Here is a 19,549-nt window from a genome sequence, read left to right on the forward strand (position 1 = left end):
TGGTGGGTGAGCGAAGTTGAGCGTTTTGCTGACCGATTCGGTAACCATTCGCCGGGGTGGTTGGGTATTGTGCGGCCGGGTTAGCCGCTAGGGTTGGTTGCGCAGCCGAAGGAAAACGGTTGCTGGAAAATGACCAACCCAAGGAGTGTTGACCATGCGCAATAACGTTCTGTCGTACCTGCTGCTGCCGCTGTTCACCAGTTTGTCGTTCTCCCTTAGCGCCGCCCCGGCCAGCACCATGGCAGTGGCCGAACCGGTGCCGGTGGTGGCCCAGGCCCAGGCACAGAAGGCGCCGAGGCTGGACTTGAACACGGCAGATGCACTCACCCTGCAAAAGGAGCTGAACGGCATTGGCAAGGCCAAGGCGGAGGCTATCGTGGCCTACCGCGAGGCCAATGGGCCGTTTGCTTCAGTGGATGAGTTGCTGGAAATAAAGGGCATAGGCAATGCGTTGCTGGAGCGCAACCGGGACAAGGTGATGGTGGAGTAAGCGGGCAGGGGCCGGGGTGATGCCCTGGCCCGGCCTTTACGTGCCGGGAATGGCGCGCTCCCGCAGGCGCAGCGCCTGAAGGGCTGGGCGTTTTAGCGGTCTTGTGCGTCCTTGGCATCCGCCTCGGCATTGCGCTCATGTACCTTGCGCAATTGCTCTTCGGTCAGCGGCAGTTTTTTGGCCGTGTCGCGTAGCATCATCAACCCGCCGACAATCGAGCCGAGGGCTATGATGAGTATCAGCCAGGCATACCAGGGCATTGTCGTTCTCCTTAGATCGGGCCATGGGCAACGGTTACATAAGTTTTGAGCAATTGCCCGTTCCGTTGGTTCAATTTTAGGTGCCAGGCCGTGCAGGGCCAATTCCGTGACCTGCGGGCCCCAAAGCCTGCGTCACTTCGTTTACAATGCGCGCCGTTTTCGACTTGCCAAGAGACCCTGCCCATGTCCGCCTGCCAGACGCCCCTGATCGTCGCCCTGGATTTCCCTACCCGTGAGGCCGCCCTGAAGCTGGCTGACCAGCTTGACCCTGCGCTGTGCCGGGTGAAGGTTGGCAAGGAGCTGTTCACCAGCAGCGCTTCGGGCATTGTCGAAACCCTGTGTGACAAGGGCTTCGAAGTGTTCCTGGACCTCAAGTTCCACGACATTCCCAACACCACCGCCATGGCGGTAAAGGCCGCCGCCGAGATGGGCGTGTGGATGGTCAACGTGCATTGCTCCGGTGGCCTGCGCATGATGGTGGCCTGCCGTGAAGAGCTGGCCAAGCGCAGCGGCCCGCAGCCGTTGCTGATTGGCGTGACCGTGCTGACCAGCATGGAGCGTGAAGACCTGGCCGGCATTGGCCTGGATGTCGACCCCCAAGAGCAAGTGCTGCGTTTGGCGGCGCTGGCGGAAAAAGCGGGTATGGACGGTTTGGTGTGCTCGGCGCTCGAGGCCCCGGCACTGAAGGCGGCGCACCCATCGTTGCAATTGGTGACCCCGGGCATTCGCCCGGCGGGCAGCGCGCAGGATGACCAGCGCCGCATCCTCACCCCGCGTCAGGCATTGGATGCCGGTTCGGACTACCTGGTGATTGGCCGGCCGATCAGCCAGGCTGCAGACCCTGCGCAAGCGTTGGCAGCGGTGGTGGCGGAGATTCGTGGGTAATTAACCTGCGGTTGTCCAGCAAGGGCCTGTGCCGAACCACCGATGTGGGCCCACCACGGATGCCTGTGTCGAACCCCTGATGTGGCTGCACCCCCGATCCGTGTGTAGGAGCGGGTTTACCCGCGAATACGGTAGCGGCGGCAACGGTGAACGGCCGGTGGAAATTGGTCGGCAGGGCTGGCCCTTTCGCGGGTGAACCCGCTCCTACGACGGGCTGTGCTGAGCCAGCGATGTGTGTGTCCGCGAATGCGGCGGCAACGGTGGATGGCCGGTGGAAATTGGCCGGCAGGCCCGGCCCTTTCGCGGGTGAACCCGATTACAAGGGCGTGTGCCGGGCCATCGGTGCCGTGCAGGGGCGTTTAAACCTTCAACACCAACTTGCCAAAATTCTCCCCGCTGAACAGCTTCAACAAGGTCTCCGGGAAGGTTTCCAGCCCTTCCACCACGTCCTCTTTGCTCTTCACCTGCCCGCTGGCCAGCCAGCCGGCAATCTCCAGCGCGGCTTTGCCGTAGTCTTTGCTGTAATCCATCACCACAAAACCTTCCATGCGCGCGCGGTTCACCAGCAGCGACAGGTAGTTGGCCGGGCCTTTTACCGCTTCTTTGTTGTTGTACTGGCTGATCGCGCCGCAAATCACGATGCGTGCCTTGAAGTTGATGCGCGTCAGCACGGCATCGAGGATGTCGCCGCCCACGTTGTCGAAGTACACGTCCACGCCTTTGGGGCATTCGCGCTTCAGGCCGGCCAGCACGTCTTCGGCCTTGTAGTCGATCACGCCGTCAAAGCCCAGCTCGTCCTTCAGGTACTGGCACTTTTCGGCACCGCCGGCAATGCCGACCACGCGGCAGCCTTTGATCTTGGCAATCTGCCCGACAATGCTGCCCACCGCACCGGCCGCGCCGGAAATGACCACGGTGTCGCCAGCTTTGGGTTGGCCAACCTCCAGCAGGGCAAAGTAGGCGGTCATGCCGGTCATGCCCAAGGCTGACAGGTAACGGGGCAGGGGGGCCAGCTTGGGGTCGATCTTGTGCAGGCCCTGGGGCTCGCCGGTGAAGTAGTCCTGCACACCGAGGGCGCCGCTCACGTGGTCGCCGGGCTGGTAGCCGGGGTGATTGGAGGCAACCACTTCACCTACACCCAGCGCACGCATTACCTGGCCCAGGGCCACGGGCGGGATGTAGGACTTGCCTTCGTTCATCCAGCCGCGCATGGCCGGGTCCAGCGACAGGTACAGGTTACGCACCAGTACCTGGCCTTCGCCGGGTTGCTCGGCGGGTACGGTCTCGAAGCTGAAGTCGTCACGGCGCACGGCGCCGACCGGGCGTTTGGCAAGCAGGAAGCGGCGGTTGGTCTGGGTCATGGCGGGTCCTTGTGGGCTGTGGAGGGCGTAAGGCGTTCAATCTACCTTGTTGATGAAGGCGGTTCCTTAAAATCACTGACAAGCATGGTAGCCCAACCGTTGCTGTGATGATGCTGCCCGGCCGAGCGGTGGCTGACTATGCTCTGAATCCCACCCAACCCCTCACAGGAGCACGCGATGAGCATGACGTTTTCTGGCCAGGTAGCCCTGGTGACCGGCGCGGCTGCCGGTATCGGCCGGGCAACTGCCCTGGCGTTCGCCCACGAGGGCATGAAAGTGGTGGTGGCCGACCTCGACCCGGTCGGCGGCGAGGCCACCGTGGCGCAGATCCACGCGGCAGGCGGCGAAGCGCTGTTCATTGCCTGCGACGTGACCCGCGACGCCGAGGTGCGCCAGTTGCATGAGCGCCTGATGGCCGCCTACGGCCGGCTGGACTACGCCTTCAACAACGCCGGGATCGAGATCGAGCAACACCGCCTGGCCGAAGGCAGCGAAGCGGAGTTCGATGCCATCATGGGGGTGAACGTGAAGGGCGTGTGGTTGTGCATGAAGTATCAGTTGCCCTTGTTGCTGGCCCAGGGCGGTGGGGCCATCGTCAATACCGCGTCGGTGGCGGGGCTTGGGGCGGCGCCGAAGATGAGCATCTACAGTGCCAGCAAGCATGCGGTCATCGGCCTGACCAAGTCGGCGGCCATCGAGTACGCCAAGAAGGGCATCCGCGTGAACGCCGTGTGCCCGGCCGTGATCGACACCGACATGTTCCGCCGCGCCTACCAGGCCGACCCGCGCAAGGCCGAGTTCGCCGCAGCCATGCACCCGGTGGGGCGCATTGGCAAGGTCGAGGAAATCGCCAGCGCTGTACTGTACCTGTGCAGTGACGGCGCAGCGTTTACCACCGGGCATTGCCTGACGGTGGATGGTGGGGCTACGGCGATCTGAGTCGTTACCGTGCGGGCTGCTGCGTGGGCAAGCCCGCACCTGCGCGTGCGCTCACCAACCCCAGGCCAAACCCACCATGTCGCGCATGGGCAGGCTGCGCGTACCCAGGCCTCTCTTGAGCAAGCCGGGCAGTCAGCTGGCCACTCGGCTAAAAGCTGGCACCTATTTTCAGGCCATACTCGTCACGGGTTTGTTCGTCCGAGTCAGTCATCAGGAACTGCCCATCCAGTTCATAGTTGTAGCGGCTGAAGTAAAGCGAAGCGTATACCGGCACAGTACCGTGTTGGTTGAACAGCACACTAAGTTCGGCAAAGGGGTTGGTGGTATCTTTCAAATCAAGCTCTTCGTTGCTGATGCCATGTATTTTCAATTGCGAATCGCCATTGATAACCTGGCGTATGCCCGCCTCGAAACGCAAGGTGGCATTATTGAAGCGGTAATTGTAACCCGCCGCCAGCTTGGCGAACGGCGTGCGGTTGGTAAGGTCGACATCATGGCGGCTGGTATTGGGTTCCAACCGGTTCCATTTGTAACCGGCGCCCAGCAGCAGGTCGACTGAATGCCGTTCGGCCAGTGCCAACCGCCAACCCAGGTCCAGGTCGGCCTGGCCGTCCTTGAGCTTCTGGTCATGCTGTTTCGAGTACATGCCACTGGCCTCGGCCTGGTAGACAAGGCCTTGCGTGGCCGTCATCTTGTTGCCGTAGTTGAGGAATAAGCCACCTTCGGGCATATCTTCGGTTTCATTATTACGGCCGTTGAGTTCCAGTTGGGTGTAGCTCCCTTGTAAGCCGAAGGTGAACAACGGGGCGGTGGAAGTTTCGGCGTATCCAACGGTTGGCACAGTAAACAGCAGCAACGGGGTGACCGCAGCAGTAAATATGGCTGTTTTCATTACAAACTCCAGGGTGCACTGCAGGTCCGGAGAGCGGGCCAGTTACCGATCACGATAGCGACGTTTTTATTGTGTGCAGGGCTCTTTAAAAAAATTTCAATGCCCCACTTTTGGCGCAAATTTAATGGCGTCAAGAGTGATTAATAAAGTGTGGATTGGAATAAATGAATGTTTTACTTGCGTCGATTTAATATGGCCAAGCGCGGCCGAAGGTTGAGGGACGGGCTATCATTGATGGCCTAGTGATATCGTTTACAGCTGGCACTGAAAGCGACCCTTTTGCAGCCAAAAACGACAAGACATAGCTATTTGACACTATTCTGACGTCAGCCCCTTGTTCATTGGCAGACAACGTTGCCACCCTTAGCCTTCGGGATAACCTCACTGGCTGAAAGGGGATCGGCGATGGGCACGAGCAAGCACGGTGTGCTGGCCAACCTGGGCATGGCCCGCAAACTTGGCCTGGGCTTTGCCTTGGTGCTGCTGCTGACGCTGGCGGTGGCGGCTATCGGCGTCGCGGCGTTGCAAAGCGTTGGCCAGCGCTTCGACAGCTTGCGTCAGCTGGCCCAGTTCAATACCGACTTGCTGCGCTTGCGCGAGCATGAGCAGGCGTTTGCCCTGCGCTCCGACATGCAGCAGGCCGACGCCTTGCGTGGCGGCCTGCAGGGTTTGGTCGAACGCGCCCGAGGCCTGCCGGCGCTGGCGGCGGCGCAAACCGATCTTGCGGCCTATGGCCAGGCATTCGAAGCCTTTGTCGAGGCCGTGCAAGCCAAGGAGCTGGCGCTGGACATGGCCAGCTGGTCGGTATCCAACGTGTCCAACAACCTTGATGTGCTGCAGGCCGGCCTGGCCGATGACGGCGTGTACACCCTCAAGCAGTCCCAGGGCCAGCAGGGTGGCGAGTTTCTTGAGCAAGCCGCGCAGGTGGCCCAGGTGTCGCGGCTGATGCTGCAGGCCATGGACGAAGCACGGGTACGCCTGGAAAAAAGCCGCAAGGGCGAGGAGGGTGTGAGCCAGGAGCGTATTGCCCAGACGGTGGAGGCCGCTGGCCTGGTCAGCCAGTTGCAAGGCGCGGTTGGCGATGCCGGTTACCAGAGTGTGTTGGGCGAAGTGGCGGGGCACATTGGCAGTTTTTCGGAAAAACTCAACGAATACACCGACCAGCTGGCCCGCGAGCAGGGGCTAAAGGCGCAGTTGCAAGCCAGCGCCGAGCGGGTTATCGGTCGTGTCGACCAAGCCTATCTTGGGCAGGAGCAGGCCCTGCAAGGCGAGCTGCAGCGCAATGCCATCGCCATCGGCCTGGCCACGGCGCTGGCGTTGCTTGTCGGCGTGTTGGCGGCCTGGCTGATTACCCGGGCTGTGGTCGGCCCGTTGAAGCATGTGATTGCCCGTGCCCAGCGCATTGCGGCGGGTGAACTGGGCTTCGACGCCCAGGCGCCGCGCCGGGATGAGGTGGGGCAACTGATGCAGGCCATGCAGCAGATGGCGGCGGGGCTCTCGGGCATTGTCAGTGGCTTGCAGCAGGGCATCGAACAATTGGCCGGCAGCGCCCAGGCGTTGTCGACGGTGACCGAGCAGACCAACCGCGAGGTGGGCAGCCAGAAGGAGGAAACCGAACAGGTGGCGACCGCCATGCAGCAGATGACTGCCACCGTGCACGATGTGGCGCGCAATGCCGAGGAGGCGGCGCAGGCGGCCCAGGCCGCGGACGAGAAGGTCGACACCGGCCAGCAGGTGGTGCGCCAGAGCATGCAGCGCATCGAGCAGCTGGCGTCGGCGGCAGAAGCTGCCAGTGCCGGCATCGACAGCCTCAGTGCCGAAATCCACACCATTGGTGACGTGTTGGAAGTGATCAAGAGCGTGGCCGAGCAAACCAACCTGCTGGCGCTTAATGCTGCCATCGAGGCTGCCCGCGCCGGCGAGCAGGGGCGCGGCTTTGCCGTGGTGGCCGATGAAGTGCGCGCCCTGGCGCGGCGTACCCGGCAATCCACCGAGCAGATAGAGACCTTGGTGGCCAGCCTGCGCGGCAATGCCCAACAGTCAGTGACGCAGATCCGCGGCAGTACCGAGCTGGTGCGGCTGGCCGTGGCCGATGCACTGCAGACCGAAAGTGCGCTGGGCAGCATTGCCGCAGCGGTGTCATTGATTCAGCAGATGAACCAGCAGATTGCCGCAGCCGCCGAGCAGCAGAGTTCGGTGGCGGAAGAGATCAGCCGCAGTGTCACGCAGATTCGTGGCAGTGCGGACCAGGCGGCGTTGGCGATGCAGGACAATGCCCGGTCCAGTGTCGAGCTGGCGCAGCTGGGCACCGATTTGAAGGGCATGGTGGGGCATTTCAGGTTGTAATCTCGTTGCCTGTGCCGGCCCATTCGCGGGTTGTGATTTCCCGTCGTAGGAGCGGGTTTACCCGCGAAGAGGCCACCCCAGGCAACAACAACCCTCACCCCCTGCGCGGGTTAAGAATCACCAAAGCCAACACCCCCGCCACAATCCCCCAGAACGCCGAACCAATCGAGAACAAGGTCAGCCCCGAAGCGGTCACCATAAAGGTGATCACCGCGGCCTCCCGCTCACGCGCCTCGCTCATGGCCACGGTCAAACCGTTCATGATCGAACCAAACAGCGCCAGTGCCGCAATCGACAGCACCAGTTCTTTCGGCAATGCCGCGAACAGTGCCGCCAAGGTGGCGCCGAACACTCCGGCAATGCCGTAGAAAATCCCGCACCACACCGCCGCGGTGTAGCGTTTGGCCGGGTCTTCATGGGCATGCGGCCCGGTGCAAATCGCCGCGCTGATCGCCGCCAGGTTGACCCCATGCGAGCCGAACGGCGCCAGCAGCAGCGAGGCAAAGCCGGTGGCCGAAATCAGCGGCGAGGCCGGTACCTGGTAGCCGTCGGCACGCAGGACGGCTACGCCTGGCATGTTCTGTGAAGTCATGGCCACCACGAACAGCGGAATGCCGATACTGATGGTTGCCGCCAGCGAGAAGCTTGGTGTGGTCCACACCGGCTTGGCCACTTCCAGGTGGAAGCCGCTGAAGTCCAGCAGGCCCAACGCGCCGGACAATGCCGTGCCCACCAACAGCGCGGCCAGCACGCAATAACGCGGCGACAGGCGCTTGACCAGCAGATAGCTGAAGAACATGCCCAGCACCAGCAACGTGCGGTGCTGGGCGGCCACGAAGATTTCGCTGCCGATCTTGAACAGGATGCCCGCCAGCAGCGCCGAGGCCAGCGAGGCCTGGATGCGTTTGACCAGGCGCTCGAAGCTGCCGGTCAGGCCGCACACCAGCACCAGCAAGGCGCAGGTAATGTAGGCGCCAATGGCTTCGCCATAGCTGACCCCACCCAGGCTGGTGATCAGCAGCGCCGCGCCGGGGGTGGACCAGGCGACGGTGACCGGTGTGCGGTAGCGTAGCGACAGGCCGATGCTGCATACCGCCATGCCGATCGACAGCGCCCAGATCCAGGACGAGATCTGCGCGGTGGTCAGCCCGGCCGCCTGGCCGGCCTGAAACATCAGCACCAGCGAACTGGTATAGCCGGTGAGCATGGCAATGAAGCCGGCGACCACCGCCGAGGGGGAGGTGTCTGCCAGGGGCCGCAGGCGTGCGGAAGTGGCATCGGTCATGAATAAAATCCTTGTAAAGGTGTAAGCAGTTTTTTCAGACTACAGCGAGCAAGGTTGATCCTTGCCATACAGCGGCCATTGCTTTTAGCCGTACAGTCGCCAAATATTGGGCGCAATTGCGAAACTGCTTTGCAGGGAGGGTCGATGTACAAGGTCTATGGCGACTACCAGTCGGGTAACTGTTACAAGGTCAAGCTCATGTTGAGCCTGCTGGGCCGGCCCTATGAATGGCACCCGGTGGACATCCTCAAGGGCGAGACCGAAACGCCCGAGTTTCTGGCGATGAACCCTAACGGCAAGGTACCGGTGCTGGAACTGGAAGACGGTAGCTACCTGTGGGAGTCCAACGCCATTCTCAACTTCCTGGCCGATGGCAGCGAGTTCCTGCCCAGCGAGCCGCGCCTGCGTACCCAGGTGCTGCAGTGGCAGTTTTTCGAGCAGTACAGCCATGAGCCGTACATTGCCGTGGCGCGGTTCATCCAGTTCTACCTGGGGTTACCGGACGAGCGCCTGGACGAGTACCGCAAATTGCACAAGGGCGGCTACAAGGCGCTGAAGGTGATGGAGCGTCAGTTGCAGATGACGCCTTACCTGGTGGGTGAGCACTACTCGATTGCCGATGTGGCGTTGTATGCCTACACCCATGTGGCGCAGCAGGGCGGCTTCGACCTGGCGGAGTACCCGGCGGTAAGGGCCTGGCTGGAGCGGGTCAGCAGCCACCCGCGGCATGTGCCGATGGTGGGTTGAAAGCCGACCTGTTTTCCAGGCGCTTGCGCAACCCTTGTGGGAGCGGGCGTGCCCGCGAACACGGGCGCAGCCCGTGCCAACCACCGCGATGCCTGCTTCGCGGGCTCGCCCGCTCCCACAAGGGATCTGCAGCGTCAGTCAGATGGTGGCAAACCGCTCATCCAGGTAAGCGATGATCGCCTTGGACTCATACATCCAAGTCACCTTGCCGGCTTCTTCAATGCGCAGGCATGGCACTTTCACTCGGCCGCCACCTTCTTGCAGGGCCTGGCGGTGCACCGGGTCGTTCTTGGCGTCGCGCAGCGCCACCGGCACGTTCAAACGGTGCAGGGTGCGGCGGGTTTTGACGCAGAACGGGCAGGCGTGGAACTGGTACAGCGCCAGCCCCTTGGCCGCTTGCTCGATGCGGGCCTGGGCGGCCGCGTCGCGCTTGCGCTTGGCCGGGCGGCTGATCCAGTCACCGAACACAATGAGCTGGCCGAGGCCAACCCGCAGGGCTTTGACGATCATGGGCAACTCCTGAAATGCAAAAGCCGACCCTGAAGGGTCGGCTTGGGGTCAGCAACCAATCACTTGATCAGGCTGAGGAACTCGCTACGGGTGGCGGCGTTATCGCGGAACTCACCCAGCATCACCGAGGTGATCATGGTCGAATTCTGCTTCTCGACACCGCGCATCATCATGCACATGTGCTTGGCTTCGACCACCACGGCCACACCCGCGGCACCGGTTACCTGCTGCACGGCTTCGGCGATTTGGCGGCTGAGGTTTTCCTGGATCTGCAGGCGGCGGGCGTACATGTCGACGATACGTGCCACCTTGGACAGGCCCAGTACCTTGCCCTTCGGCAGGTAGGCAACGTGTGCCTTGCCAATGAACGGCAGCATGTGGTGTTCGCACATCGAATACAGCTCGATGTCCCGGACCAGCACCATTTCGCTGTTGTCAGAGCTGAACAAAGCGTTGTTGGTGACTTCTTCCAGTGTTTGCTCATAACCGCGGCAAAGGTACTTCATCGCCTTTGCAGCCCGCTTGGGCGTGTCGAGCAGGCCCTCACGGGAGACGTCCTCGCCAATCTGGCTGAGGATCTCGGTGTAGTTCTGTTCCAGGGACATGGATCTACCTGTGGGAAAAAATCGCAAAAACGAAGGGTACGGCGGTGAGGGCGGCGCTGCAAGCGCGGCGTTACTCGTCGCGGCCTTCGAGCATGGTTCGCTTCAGCATCACATACACCGCGCCGGTGCCGCCGTGGCGGGCACTGCACGAGGCAAAACCGAGCACTTGCGGGTGCTGGCGCAGCCAGGTGTTGACGTGGCTCTTGATCATCGGGCGCTTGCCGTCCAGGCGCGCGGCCTTGCCGTGGGTCACCCGCACGCAGCGCACCTCCAGTTTAGTGGCTTCGGCGATGAAGTCCCACAAGGTTTCGCGGGCCTTTTCCACCGTCATGCCGTGCAGGTCGAGGCTGCCCTCGAATGGAATCTGCCCCAGCTTCAGCTTGCGCAGTTGGCCTTCCTGTACGCCATCGCGGCGCCACATCAGCTCGTCTTCGGCGCCTACGTCGATGACGAACTGGTCGGACATGCCATCGATGACCAAGGCCTTGTCACTGCGCACGGTCGCCGCCTGGCGCAGGCCGGCCAGCTTCTGGCGGTCGGCCTTGGGCTTGCCGACGTCGGCACGGTCGTGGCTGATCGGCTTTACGCCGCGCACTTCGGCCTTGAACAGGGAAAAATCGTCGTCTTGCATGATGCCTCCACGTAGGCGACGTAGTTTACGCGACTGTGGGGCCGTGTGCAGCCTGTGCGGGCCTCTTCGCGGGTAAACCCGCTCCTACGGGGATGTCACAGAGCCTGAAGGCGGCGGGGTACCTGTAGGAGCGGGTTTACCCGCGAAGAGGCCCGCACAGGTTACGCAAAACCATCAATCGTGCTTCTTCATCAGGTGCGGCGACAGGTTAAGCTCCCGCCCGCGGCGCAAGCGGATACGGCTGCGCCGCCAGAAGCGCACACCCAGCCACAGCAACAGCAAGCCAGCCACGGTGAGAATGCTGGACAACGGTTTGTTGGCGTTGAGTTCCTGCAGGGCAGGGTAGTTGCCCAGCAGGCCGGCGACGCCGGCCATGGCCAGCAATACGCCCAGCGTCGCCAGCAGGGCCGACAGACCGGCCGCCAGGCGGGCGCCCCAGTTACGCGGCTCGCGCGGGCGCAGGCGCTTGGCGTCGAAACTGCCTTTAAGCTTCATTCCGCTCTCCTCGGTGGATATCCGGAATTCGACCTGCTGCTGCCCATCGGGTTCCGCCCGGCTGCCGGGCGGTCCTGCAAGCCGCTCAGATCAGGCTCGCGGTGGGTGCGACGCAAGCGAAGTTGTCAGCCATCACGGCCATTTCGCACTGGTGAATCTGCGCGGCCGGAATGACGCCGTCCTTGAATGCCAGGTCGCGGGTGGCCGACGCGTCTTCTACCAGGGTGCACCGATAACCATAGTCCTTGGCGCGGCGAACGGTGGTGCTGACGCTGGAATGGCTCATGAAACCACAGACGATCAGGTCCAGGTGGCCCAGCTCCTGCAAAGTTTCGTGCAGCTTGGTGTTCTTGAACGCGTTGGGCATGCGTTTTTCGATGACGATTTCACCTTCCAGCGGCTCCAGCCCCGGAATGAACTGGCCAGCCGGCCCCTGGGGGTCGAAGCGGCCACCAACAGTGCCCAGGTGGCGAACATGGATGATCGGACGGCCGCTTTTACGGGCGGCGTCGAGCAACCTGGCGATGTTGGCCACGGCCTCGTCCATGCCTGACAGCTTCAGGGGACCACTGAGGTACTCCTTTTGTGCATCGATGATGATCAGGCTGGCGTGGCTCAGCTTGGCCGGCGGATAGTCGCGGCCAGTGAGGCGAAACATCGTGGTTGGAACGGACATCAAGGGCTCCTTGGATAGGGCTTTTGTATACCTATTCTCCCCTGCCTTGGCGCCAATGGGAATGGTTGACAACGCAAGCGGCATGGTTACTGGCCTGTGGCTAGCCTTTGGGCAAGGCAAAGGAACAAATGTGCGGGTGGGGCTGTTAGACTTTTGTCCGGTCTGAAAATAGGAGTACCCCGTGATCACATCCCGTCTGCGCACGCTGCGCGACTACATCCGCTGGGCGGTCAGCCGCTTCCACGAGCATGACCTGTTCTTCGGTCACGGTGCCGACAACGCCTGGGACGAAGCCCGCCTGCTGGTGCTGGGTGCGGTGCACCTGCCATGGGAGGTGGCCGACAGCTACCTGGACTGCATGCTCGAGGACGACGAGCGAGTACGCCTTCAGCACCTGCTCAAGCGCCGTATCGAAGAGCGTGTACCGGCCGCCTACCTGCTGGGCGAGGCCTGGTTCTGCGGCATGTCGTTCATCGTCGACGAACGGGTGCTGGTGCCGCGTTCGCCCATTGGCCAGCTGATCGAAAAACGTTTTGAGCCGTGGCTGGCCAGCGAGCCGGCGCGCATTCTGGACCTGTGCACGGGGTCGGGTTGCATCGGCATCGTCGCCGCTGACGTGTTCCCCGAGGCCGAGGTGGTGTTGGCCGACCTGTCGTTCCAGGCCCTTGAAGTGGCCAACCAGAACATCGAGCGCCATGGCCTGGACGGGCGCGTGTACACCGTGCAGGGCGATGGCTTTGGCGGTTTGCCGGGGCAGCGTTTCGACCTGATCCTGTCCAACCCGCCGTATGTCGATGCCGAAGACTTCGACGACATGCCGGCCGAGTACCACCATGAGCCCGAGCTGGGCCTGGCCTGCGGCAGCGACGGCCTGGACCTGGTACGGCGGATGCTGGCCGAAGCGGCTGACCACCTGACCGAGAAGGGTTTGCTGATTGTTGAAGTGGGCAACAGCCAGGTGCATGTCGAGGCGTTGTACCCCGAGGTGGACTTTGCCTGGCTGGAATTCGAGCGTGGCGGGCACGGGGTGTTCATGCTCACCGCCGAGCAGTGCCGCCAGCATCAGGAATTGTTCAAGGCCCGCGTTTAGGCTATTTGGGGCTGCTTTGCAGCCCATCGCGACACAAGGCTCCACAAGGTGCGCGATCAATGTGTGGGAGCGGCCTTGTGTCGCGATGGGCCGCGAAGCGGCCCCAATCTCCACCGGCTGATGCGGTCTTAGCGGGTTGCAATCCAGATCAACAGCCCTGCCTGGAACACGGCAAACGCCACCAGGCAGGTAATGGTGAAACGCAATCCGCCGTCTTCGCGCTGGTATTTGGCCACGCGCTCATCCCGCTCGCGCAGTTGCCCTTCCTTTTCCTGCAGTTGCTGGTCCGCCTGCTGCAGCAGGTTGGCGGCATCCAGAATCTCCACCCGCTGCAGGCGCTCGTTGCTCCAGGCGGCCTTGAGCTGGCCCACCGTCATATCCGCGGTACGGCCCTTCAGGTGCTGGCTGTCCTCGTACTGCACCTCGATACCCACCCCGCGCAAGCAGTGGTCACGGCGCAGGCGTGAGTCCTCGTTCAGGGCATCCTTGCTCGGCAGCGCCATGCCTTCAACCCGGTAGTGCGACCACCTGCGCTGCAACCACTGCGCGGCCTGGGCCAGCATGAAACGGCCGATGCCACGGTTCACAGGTTCCAGTTGCAGGCCATGTTCATTGCCAATACGCACCAGGCGCTCGGCATGGTCGACGCGGATGTCCAGGCGGTTCTGCTCTTTGTGCACTTTTTGCCCAGGCAGCTGGATTTCCATGCGCAGCAGGCTGTGTGCCTTGTCATGGCGCTCTGCATAGCCGAACTGCACAAAACGCAGCGGCCGCGCGCCGGTGCTGCGGTCGGTAGGCAGTGCTGCCAGGCGCAGCAGCTGGAAATGTTCGGCGGTCAGCTCGGCCCAGGGCAGGGCGGGGATTTCCTGGGGTTCTTCGGCCGGCTCGACGGCGGTGGGGGAGGTGGTCATCAGGGCTTGTCCTCAGCTATGCCTGCTGTATCGGCAGGCATGGCTGAGACCTGAGCCTGTTTGACTTACGCCGAAGGCAAATGCTGGATGAACGTCACAATTCGCTCGCCCAGCTCACGCGCCAGCGGCAGCTCGGGGTTGAGGTAGCTGTCGCGCTGCTGGCTCATGCCCTTGGGGCTGATGCGCAGCATGTGGTTCATGCCATCAATCAGGACCAGTTGTGCATCTGGCTTGGCCGCTTTCAGCCGTTGGGCGTCGGCCACGTCCACCTGCACGTCGTTGCGCCCCTGCACGATCAGCGCGGGCATGGGCAGGCGGGCAAAGGCGGCTGCCGGGTTTTGCTGGAACAGCGAAATCAGGTACGGCTGCACGCTGGGGCGAAACACCTGGCGCAGCGGCGCTGGCACATCCAGGCTGGTCTGCCCGGCCTGCAGGCGGTCGAGCAGGGCACTGCCACCGGCCAGTTGCGCGGGCGGCAGGCGCTGGGCCAGTTGTTCGTGCAGCACCTCGGCCAGCGGCCGGCCGCTGCCGGCCAGGGTGATGACTGCGCTGGCGCCAGCCTGCTCGGCGGCCAGGCTGGCAATCAGTGCGCCTTCGCTGTGGCCAATCAGGATCAGCGGGCCGAAGCGCGGGTCGGCTTTGAGCTTGCGGCTCCAGGCGACCACATCGGCCACGTAGCGCTCCACGCTGAGGTCACGCTCGTCAGGCGTGGCCGGCTGGCTGGCGGCCACCCCGCGTTTGTCGTAACGCACGCTGGCAATGTGTTCGTTGGCCAGCAGCAGGGCCAGGCGCTTCAGGTTGTCGACCCGGCCCGACGCCGGGTTGTTGCCGTCGCGGTCGGTGGGGCCGGAGCCGGCGATGATCAGCACCACTGGCGGCGGGGTGGCCTGTTGTGGCAGCAGCAGGCTGCCGTGCAGCACGCCCTGGCCGGTGTCCAGGTCGATCGGGCGTTGCAGTACAGTGGGGGCGGCGGCCTGGGCCAGGCCGGTGCACAGCAGGAAGAGCAAGGCGACGAGGCGCGACATCATGCGGTACTACATGGGGAGATGTGGGTTTGACCCAATGTTTGCAGGAAGGTTCTCGGGTGTGCATGGCAGGTTCGGCCTCTTCGCGGGTGAACCCGCTCCTACGGGGGGGGCTGCACACCATTGGAATCTGGTGGTGACCGTGTAGGAGCGGGTTTACCCGCGAAGAGGCCAGCACAGGCCGCCCAACCATCTGTATACTGCTGCTTTCGTCCATTTCAGGCAGAACTCGCGGAGCGTCCATGTCCGGCAATACCTACGGCAAGCTGTTCACTGTCACCACCGCTGGCGAGAGCCATGGCCCGGCGTTGGTCGCCATTGTCGATGGATGCCCTCCGGGCCTGGAAATTTCCCTCGCCGACCTGCAGCACGACCTTGACCGGCGCAAGCCCGGCACCAGCCGGCACACCACCCAGCGCCAGGAAGCCGACGAGGTAGAAATCCTTTCCGGCGTGTTCGAAGGCCGCACCACCGGCTGCTCGATCGGCCTGCTGATCCGCAACACCGACCAGAAGTCCAAGGACTACTCGGCCATCAAGGACTTGTTCCGCCCGGCCCACGCCGACTACACCTACCACCACAAGTACGGTATCCGCGACTACCGCGGCGGCGGCCGCAGCTCGGCCCGCGAAACCGCCATGCGCGTGGCCGCCGGCGCTATCGCCAAGAAGTTCCTGGCCACCCAGGGCATCACCGTGCGTGGCTACATGAGCCAGCTGGGCCCGATCGAAATCCCGTTCAAGACCTGGGAGTCGGTGGAGCAGAACGCCTTCTTCAGCCCTGATCCGGACAAAGTACCTGAGCTGGAGGCCTACATGGACCAGCTGCGCCGAGACCAGGATTCGGTGGGCGCCAAGATCACCGTGGTCGCAGAAGGCGTGATGCCCGGGCTGGGCGAGCCGATCTTCGACCGCCTGGATGCAGAGCTGGCCCATGCGCTGATGAGCATCAACGCGGTCAAGGGCGTGGAAATCGGCGCCGGCTTCGCCAGTGTGGCTCAGCGCGGCACCGAGCACCGGGACGAGCTGACCCCGGAAGGCTTCCTCAGCAACAATGCAGGCGGCATTCTGGGCGGTATTTCCTCGGGCCAGCCGATCGTTGCCCACCTGGCACTGAAGCCCACTTCCAGCATCACCACCCCGGGCCGCTCGATCGATGTCGATGGCAACCCGGTGGACGTCATCACCAAGGGCCGCCATGACCCGTGCGTGGGTATCCGTGCCACGCCGATTGCCGAGGCGATGATGGCCATTGCGCTGATGGACCACCTGCTGCGCCACCGTGCGCAGAATGCCGATGTGCAAGTGAATACCCCGGTGCTGGGCCAGCGCTGATCCACCTGCACCTGCCTCTTCGCGGGTAAACCCGCGCCTACATTGGGATATCACTGCCCTCAGGTGCAGTGACAGGGTGAAATCCGCGTAGGCGCGGGTTCACCCGCGAAGAGGCCGGCCCAGGTCCCCACAAGGCCACCCCATGCAACCCATCCCCTACTGGCGCCTGTCCAGCTTCTACCTGTTCTATTTCGCCCTGCTGGGCTCCACCGCACCGTTCCTGGCGCTGTACTTCGACCACCTGGGCTTCTCCCCGGCGCGCATCGGCGAGCTGGTGGCCATCCCCATGCTGATGCGCTGCGTGGCCCCCAACCTGTGGGGCTGGCTGGGCGATCGCACGGGCCAGCGCCTGTTGATCGTCCGCCTTGGCGCGCTGTGCACCCTGGCCACCTTCGCCCTGATCTTCTTCGGCAAAAGCTACGCCTGGCTGGCGCTGGTGATGGCCCTGCACGCGTTCTTCTGGCATGCGGTGCTGCCGCAGTTCGAGGTCATCACCTTGGCCCACCTGCACGGGCAAACGTCGCGCTACAGCCAGGTACGTCTGTGGGGTTCGATCGGTTTCATCCTCACCGTGGTTGGCCTGGGCCGCTTGTTCGAGTGGTTGAGCCTGGACATCTACCCGGTGGCGCTGGTCACGATCATGGCCGGCATCGTTGCCGCCAGCCTGTGGGTGCCCAATGCCCAGCCGGTGGAACAGGGCGGGCGCAGCGGCACGGGGGGCTTCCTGCAGCAGTTGCGTGCCCCGGGGGTGATCGCGTTCTACGCGTGCGTGGCCCTGATGCAGCTCAGCCACGGGCCGTACTACACCTTCCTTACCCTGCACCTGGAGCACTTGGGCTACACGCGCGGTGCCATCGGCCTGTTATGGGCGCTTGGGGTGGTGGCCGAGGTGCTGATGTTCATGGTCATGAGCCGCCTGTTCGCCCGTTTCAGCGTGCAGCGCGTGCTGTTGGTCAGCTTCCTGCTGGCGGCATTGCGCTGGCTGCTGCTGGGCAACCTGGCCCAGGAGCCGGCAGTACTGATCTTCGCCCAGTTGCTGCACGCGGCCACCTTCGGCTGCTTCCATGCCGCCAGCATCGCGTTCGTCCAGGCCAGCTTCGGTGCCCGCCAGCAGGGCCAGGGCCAGGCGCTTTACGCAGCGCTGTCGGGTACCGGCGGTGCGCTGGGGGCGCTGTACTCAGGCTACAGCTGGAAGCTGCTGGGCCCCACCTTCACCTTTGGTATGGCCAGTGCCGCAGCCTTGGCCGCAGCCGTTATCATTGCCCTTTGTTCGCAACCGACCAGGACCCGCCCCTGATGAGCATTCTCAGCGTTTTCCACCCCGCCAGCCCGGCACTGCCGAACAAGGTGCTGACTCACCACGACGACATCGCCGCTACGTTGGCCGAACAGGGCGTGCGCTTTGTGCATGCCGAACCTGGCCTGCGGGTGCGCCCGGGCACGGCCCAGGACGAGGTGCTGGAGGTTTGCCGCGTGTATCTGGATGAGTTGATGACGGCGCATGGTAGCAAGGCCTTCGCGCTGCTCAACCGCGACGGTGAAGACCCGGCACAGGTCGATGTGCGTGATGAACATGTGCATGATGCCGACGAGCTGTTCGCCGTGGTCAGCGGGCGGGCGCAGGTTGGCCTGCGGCTGGGGGACTGGGTGTATTCGGTGCTGTGCGAGAAGGGTGACCAGCTGCTGGTGCCGGCCGGGACGCGGCGCTGGGTTGAGCTGGGTGATACACCGTTTTGCCTGGCGTTGCGCTTGTATGGCAGCGAGCAGGGCATGCAGGCGCGGTTTACCGGGGATGTAACGGCGCGGGCGTTTTTGGGGATCGACGAGTTGTAATGGCATTGCCGGCCTCTTCGCGGGTTAACCCGCTCCTACAGCGGTTGCGCCGCCCTTAGGCATCACGCAGTCAATGTAGGAGCGGGTTCACCCGCGAAGAGGCCAGGTCAGGCGACACAAATCTCAACGATAGGTCGGCAAGGCAAACCGCTGCTGGCTCTGCAGCATCGAGATGACCGGCAACTCACTGGCCTCTTCAGCCAGGTCACGACGGATGGCACTGATCGCCCAGGACAGCTGTTCGGCACTGTGCAATTGCCCGTAGGTCAGCACCCGGCGGGTAACCTTGCCATCCGCTGCGCGCAGGGTAAGCAGTACACCGCCATCGGGCCGGGCTTTGGTATTTACCTGATAGGCCGAAAATACCGAGGCGAACTTTTGCTGGATGAGGTCCATATCAACTCCTGGCTGTTGTGTGGCAGACATGAGTTGATGGTTGCAGTGACCGTGCCAGAATCCTGTTTGGCGAAAAACCCAGTAAATACAGGCGGTTACGGGTGATTTGCAGAAGCGGCATCGTGCAGGCTGCACGGTCGTGCATTTTGCACAGTGCATTTTGCACGGGTCAGGGTTTGCCTATCGGCCTCATAGAATCTGAACCTTTGACCGCAATGGCATGCCTGACGAACACTTGGGCCATCAATTATGCCAGGAGGTTCCCTATGTCCAGCCAAGCCGCACCCGCCACCATGACCGATGACGAAACCGCTGCGTTCGCCGAGCAGGTGTTCGAACGTGCCCGCCAAGGCGACGCCGACATGCTCGGGCGCCTGCTTGCCAGCGGCCTGCCGGCCAACCTGCGTAATCACAAGGGCGATACCTTGCTGATGCTGGCCAGCTACCACGGCCACCACGAGGCGGTGCGCGTGCTGCTGGCGCAAGGTGCCGATCCGCTGATTGCCAACGACAATGGCCAACTGCCAATTGCCGGTGCCGCATTCAAAGGGGACCTGGCGATGATTCGCCTGCTGGTGGAGCATGGCGTGCCGGTGGATGCCGCCGCGCAGGACGGTCGCACCGCGCTGATGTTGGCGGCGATGTTCAACCGCAGCGAAATCCTCGACTATCTGCTGGCCCAGGGGGCCGACCCGGCGCACCAGGACGCCCGCGGCATCACCGCCCTGATGGCGGCGCAAACCATGGGCGCAGCAGACACCGCGGCGCGCCTGCAAGTGCTGGCCGGCTAACCGCCTGGGGGCATTTGCGGCTATCCTTGGCGACTTTTCACCCGTCG

Annotated in this window: 22 protein-coding genes and 1 pseudogene; 11 read left to right on the forward strand and 12 right to left on the reverse strand. The window is 63.2% G+C overall.

Annotated features, from left to right (window positions below):
- Nucleotides 1-154 precede the first annotated feature (154 nt).
- A complete protein-coding gene (locus AA098_RS07730; protein WP_054889463.1) occupies nt 155-490 on the forward strand; it encodes a helix-hairpin-helix domain-containing protein in 336 nt (111 codons plus the stop codon).
- Between the two features lie 92 nt (nt 491-582).
- Here AA098_RS07730 and AA098_RS07735 read toward each other — a convergent pair whose 3' ends face one another.
- Entirely contained in the window at nt 583-750 is a 168-nt protein-coding gene (locus AA098_RS07735; RefSeq protein WP_003252762.1) for a DUF2897 family protein, read from the reverse strand.
- A gap of 183 nt (nt 751-933) precedes the next feature.
- On the opposite strand from AA098_RS07735, the gene pyrF reads away from it, so the two are divergent.
- Nucleotides 934-1,635: an orotidine-5'-phosphate decarboxylase gene (gene pyrF, locus AA098_RS07740; protein WP_003252765.1), complete on the forward strand. Its 702-nt coding sequence runs from the start codon at nt 934-936 to the stop codon at nt 1,633-1,635.
- Nucleotides 1,636-1,994: 359 nt separating this feature from the next.
- Here the strand turns inward: pyrF and AA098_RS07745 are convergent, their stop codons facing one another.
- Nucleotides 1,995-2,996 (reverse strand): NADP-dependent oxidoreductase, encoded by a 1,002-nt coding sequence (locus AA098_RS07745; protein ID WP_003252767.1) that lies wholly within the window; start codon nt 2,994-2,996, stop codon nt 1,995-1,997.
- A 177-nt stretch (nt 2,997-3,173) separates the two neighbouring features.
- Here AA098_RS07745 and AA098_RS07750 point away from each other — a divergent pair, with 177 nt between their 5' ends.
- Complete coding sequence (locus AA098_RS07750) at nt 3,174-3,935, forward strand: SDR family oxidoreductase (RefSeq protein ID WP_054889466.1); 762 nt, start codon at nt 3,174-3,176, stop codon at nt 3,933-3,935.
- Nucleotides 3,936-4,083: 148 nt separating this feature from the next.
- On the opposite strand, the gene AA098_RS07755 is transcribed toward AA098_RS07750, so the two are convergent.
- Nucleotides 4,084-4,827 (reverse strand): outer membrane beta-barrel protein, encoded by a 744-nt coding sequence (locus AA098_RS07755; RefSeq protein ID WP_054889467.1) that lies wholly within the window; start codon nt 4,825-4,827, stop codon nt 4,084-4,086.
- A 957-nt stretch (nt 4,828-5,784) separates the two neighbouring features.
- Here AA098_RS07755 and AA098_RS30125 point away from each other — a divergent pair.
- Nucleotides 5,785-6,264, forward strand: a pseudogene (locus tag AA098_RS30125) (methyl-accepting chemotaxis protein); the annotation flags it as partial.
- Nucleotides 6,265-6,468: 204 nt separating this feature from the next.
- Nucleotides 6,469-7,173, forward strand: a complete 705-nt coding sequence (locus AA098_RS30130) for a methyl-accepting chemotaxis protein (RefSeq protein WP_370588378.1) — start codon at nt 6,469-6,471, stop codon at nt 7,171-7,173.
- A 94-nt stretch (nt 7,174-7,267) separates the two neighbouring features.
- Here AA098_RS30130 and AA098_RS07765 read toward each other — a convergent pair whose 3' ends face one another.
- Nucleotides 7,268-8,458: a benzoate/H(+) symporter BenE family transporter gene (locus AA098_RS07765; RefSeq protein ID WP_064614030.1), complete on the reverse strand. Its 1,191-nt coding sequence runs from the start codon at nt 8,456-8,458 to the stop codon at nt 7,268-7,270.
- A gap of 144 nt (nt 8,459-8,602) precedes the next feature.
- Between AA098_RS07765 and AA098_RS07770 the strand changes: the two genes are divergently transcribed.
- Entirely contained in the window at nt 8,603-9,205 is a 603-nt protein-coding gene (locus AA098_RS07770) for a glutathione S-transferase family protein (RefSeq protein ID WP_003252786.1), read from the forward strand.
- 138 nt (nt 9,206-9,343) lie between these two features.
- On the opposite strand, the gene AA098_RS07775 is transcribed toward AA098_RS07770, so the two are convergent.
- The 5 genes from AA098_RS07775 to AA098_RS07795 all read right to left on the reverse strand — a co-directional run bounded on the left by AA098_RS07775 (nt 9,344) and on the right by AA098_RS07795 (nt 12,122).
- Nucleotides 9,344-9,715 (reverse strand): glutaredoxin, encoded by a 372-nt coding sequence (locus tag AA098_RS07775; RefSeq protein WP_003252787.1) that lies wholly within the window; start codon nt 9,713-9,715, stop codon nt 9,344-9,346.
- Between the two features lie 59 nt (nt 9,716-9,774).
- The gene (folE, locus tag AA098_RS07780) at nt 9,775-10,320 is read right to left on the reverse strand and encodes a GTP cyclohydrolase I FolE (protein WP_003252789.1); all 546 of its coding nucleotides are present in this window, start codon (nt 10,318-10,320) and stop codon (nt 9,775-9,777) included.
- Nucleotides 10,321-10,390: 70 nt separating this feature from the next.
- Entirely contained in the window at nt 10,391-10,951 is a 561-nt protein-coding gene (locus tag AA098_RS07785) for a Smr/MutS family protein (RefSeq protein ID WP_003252791.1), read from the reverse strand.
- Between the two features lie 174 nt (nt 10,952-11,125).
- Nucleotides 11,126-11,446 (reverse strand): hypothetical protein, encoded by a 321-nt coding sequence (locus AA098_RS07790; protein ID WP_004577080.1) that lies wholly within the window; start codon nt 11,444-11,446, stop codon nt 11,126-11,128.
- An 85-nt stretch (nt 11,447-11,531) separates the two neighbouring features.
- Entirely contained in the window at nt 11,532-12,122 is a 591-nt protein-coding gene (locus AA098_RS07795) for a cysteine hydrolase family protein (protein ID WP_003252796.1), read from the reverse strand.
- Nucleotides 12,123-12,303: 181 nt separating this feature from the next.
- Between AA098_RS07795 and prmB the strand changes: the two genes are divergently transcribed.
- Nucleotides 12,304-13,212: a 50S ribosomal protein L3 N(5)-glutamine methyltransferase gene (gene prmB, locus AA098_RS07800; protein ID WP_003252797.1), complete on the forward strand. Its 909-nt coding sequence runs from the start codon at nt 12,304-12,306 to the stop codon at nt 13,210-13,212.
- Between the two features lie 128 nt (nt 13,213-13,340).
- Here prmB and AA098_RS07805 read toward each other — a convergent pair whose 3' ends face one another.
- Nucleotides 13,341-14,123 carry a hypothetical protein gene (locus AA098_RS07805; RefSeq protein WP_003252799.1) on the reverse strand — a complete coding sequence of 261 codons (783 nt, stop codon included), beginning with the start codon at nt 14,121-14,123 and terminating at the stop codon, nt 13,341-13,343.
- A gap of 65 nt (nt 14,124-14,188) precedes the next feature.
- The gene (locus tag AA098_RS07810) at nt 14,189-15,151 is read right to left on the reverse strand and encodes an alpha/beta hydrolase (RefSeq protein ID WP_003252801.1); all 963 of its coding nucleotides are present in this window, start codon (nt 15,149-15,151) and stop codon (nt 14,189-14,191) included.
- Nucleotides 15,152-15,390: 239 nt separating this feature from the next.
- Between AA098_RS07810 and aroC the strand changes: the two genes are divergently transcribed.
- The 3 genes from aroC to AA098_RS07825 all read left to right on the forward strand — a co-directional run bounded on the left by aroC (nt 15,391) and on the right by AA098_RS07825 (nt 18,315).
- A complete protein-coding gene (gene aroC, locus AA098_RS07815; RefSeq protein ID WP_003252803.1) occupies nt 15,391-16,482 on the forward strand; it encodes a chorismate synthase in 1,092 nt (363 codons plus the stop codon).
- A 142-nt stretch (nt 16,483-16,624) separates the two neighbouring features.
- Nucleotides 16,625-17,779: an MFS transporter gene (locus AA098_RS07820; RefSeq protein ID WP_004577081.1), complete on the forward strand. Its 1,155-nt coding sequence runs from the start codon at nt 16,625-16,627 to the stop codon at nt 17,777-17,779.
- A complete protein-coding gene (locus tag AA098_RS07825) occupies nt 17,779-18,315 on the forward strand; it encodes an oxidase (RefSeq protein ID WP_003252807.1) in 537 nt (178 codons plus the stop codon). The genes AA098_RS07820 and AA098_RS07825 overlap by 1 nt, the downstream gene beginning before the upstream one ends.
- 123 nt (nt 18,316-18,438) lie before the next feature.
- Here AA098_RS07825 and AA098_RS07830 read toward each other — a convergent pair whose 3' ends face one another.
- Complete coding sequence (locus AA098_RS07830; protein ID WP_003252809.1) at nt 18,439-18,711, reverse strand: DUF3509 domain-containing protein; 273 nt, start codon at nt 18,709-18,711, stop codon at nt 18,439-18,441.
- A gap of 266 nt (nt 18,712-18,977) precedes the next feature.
- Between AA098_RS07830 and AA098_RS07835 the strand changes: the two genes are divergently transcribed.
- Complete coding sequence (locus tag AA098_RS07835) at nt 18,978-19,502, forward strand: ankyrin repeat domain-containing protein (RefSeq protein WP_003252811.1); 525 nt, start codon at nt 18,978-18,980, stop codon at nt 19,500-19,502.
- The last annotated feature ends 47 nt before the right edge of the window (nt 19,503-19,549 follow it).

The organism is Pseudomonas sp. JY-Q (assembly GCF_001655295.1).
Classification (GTDB): domain Bacteria; phylum Pseudomonadota; class Gammaproteobacteria; order Pseudomonadales; family Pseudomonadaceae; genus Aquipseudomonas; species Aquipseudomonas alloputida.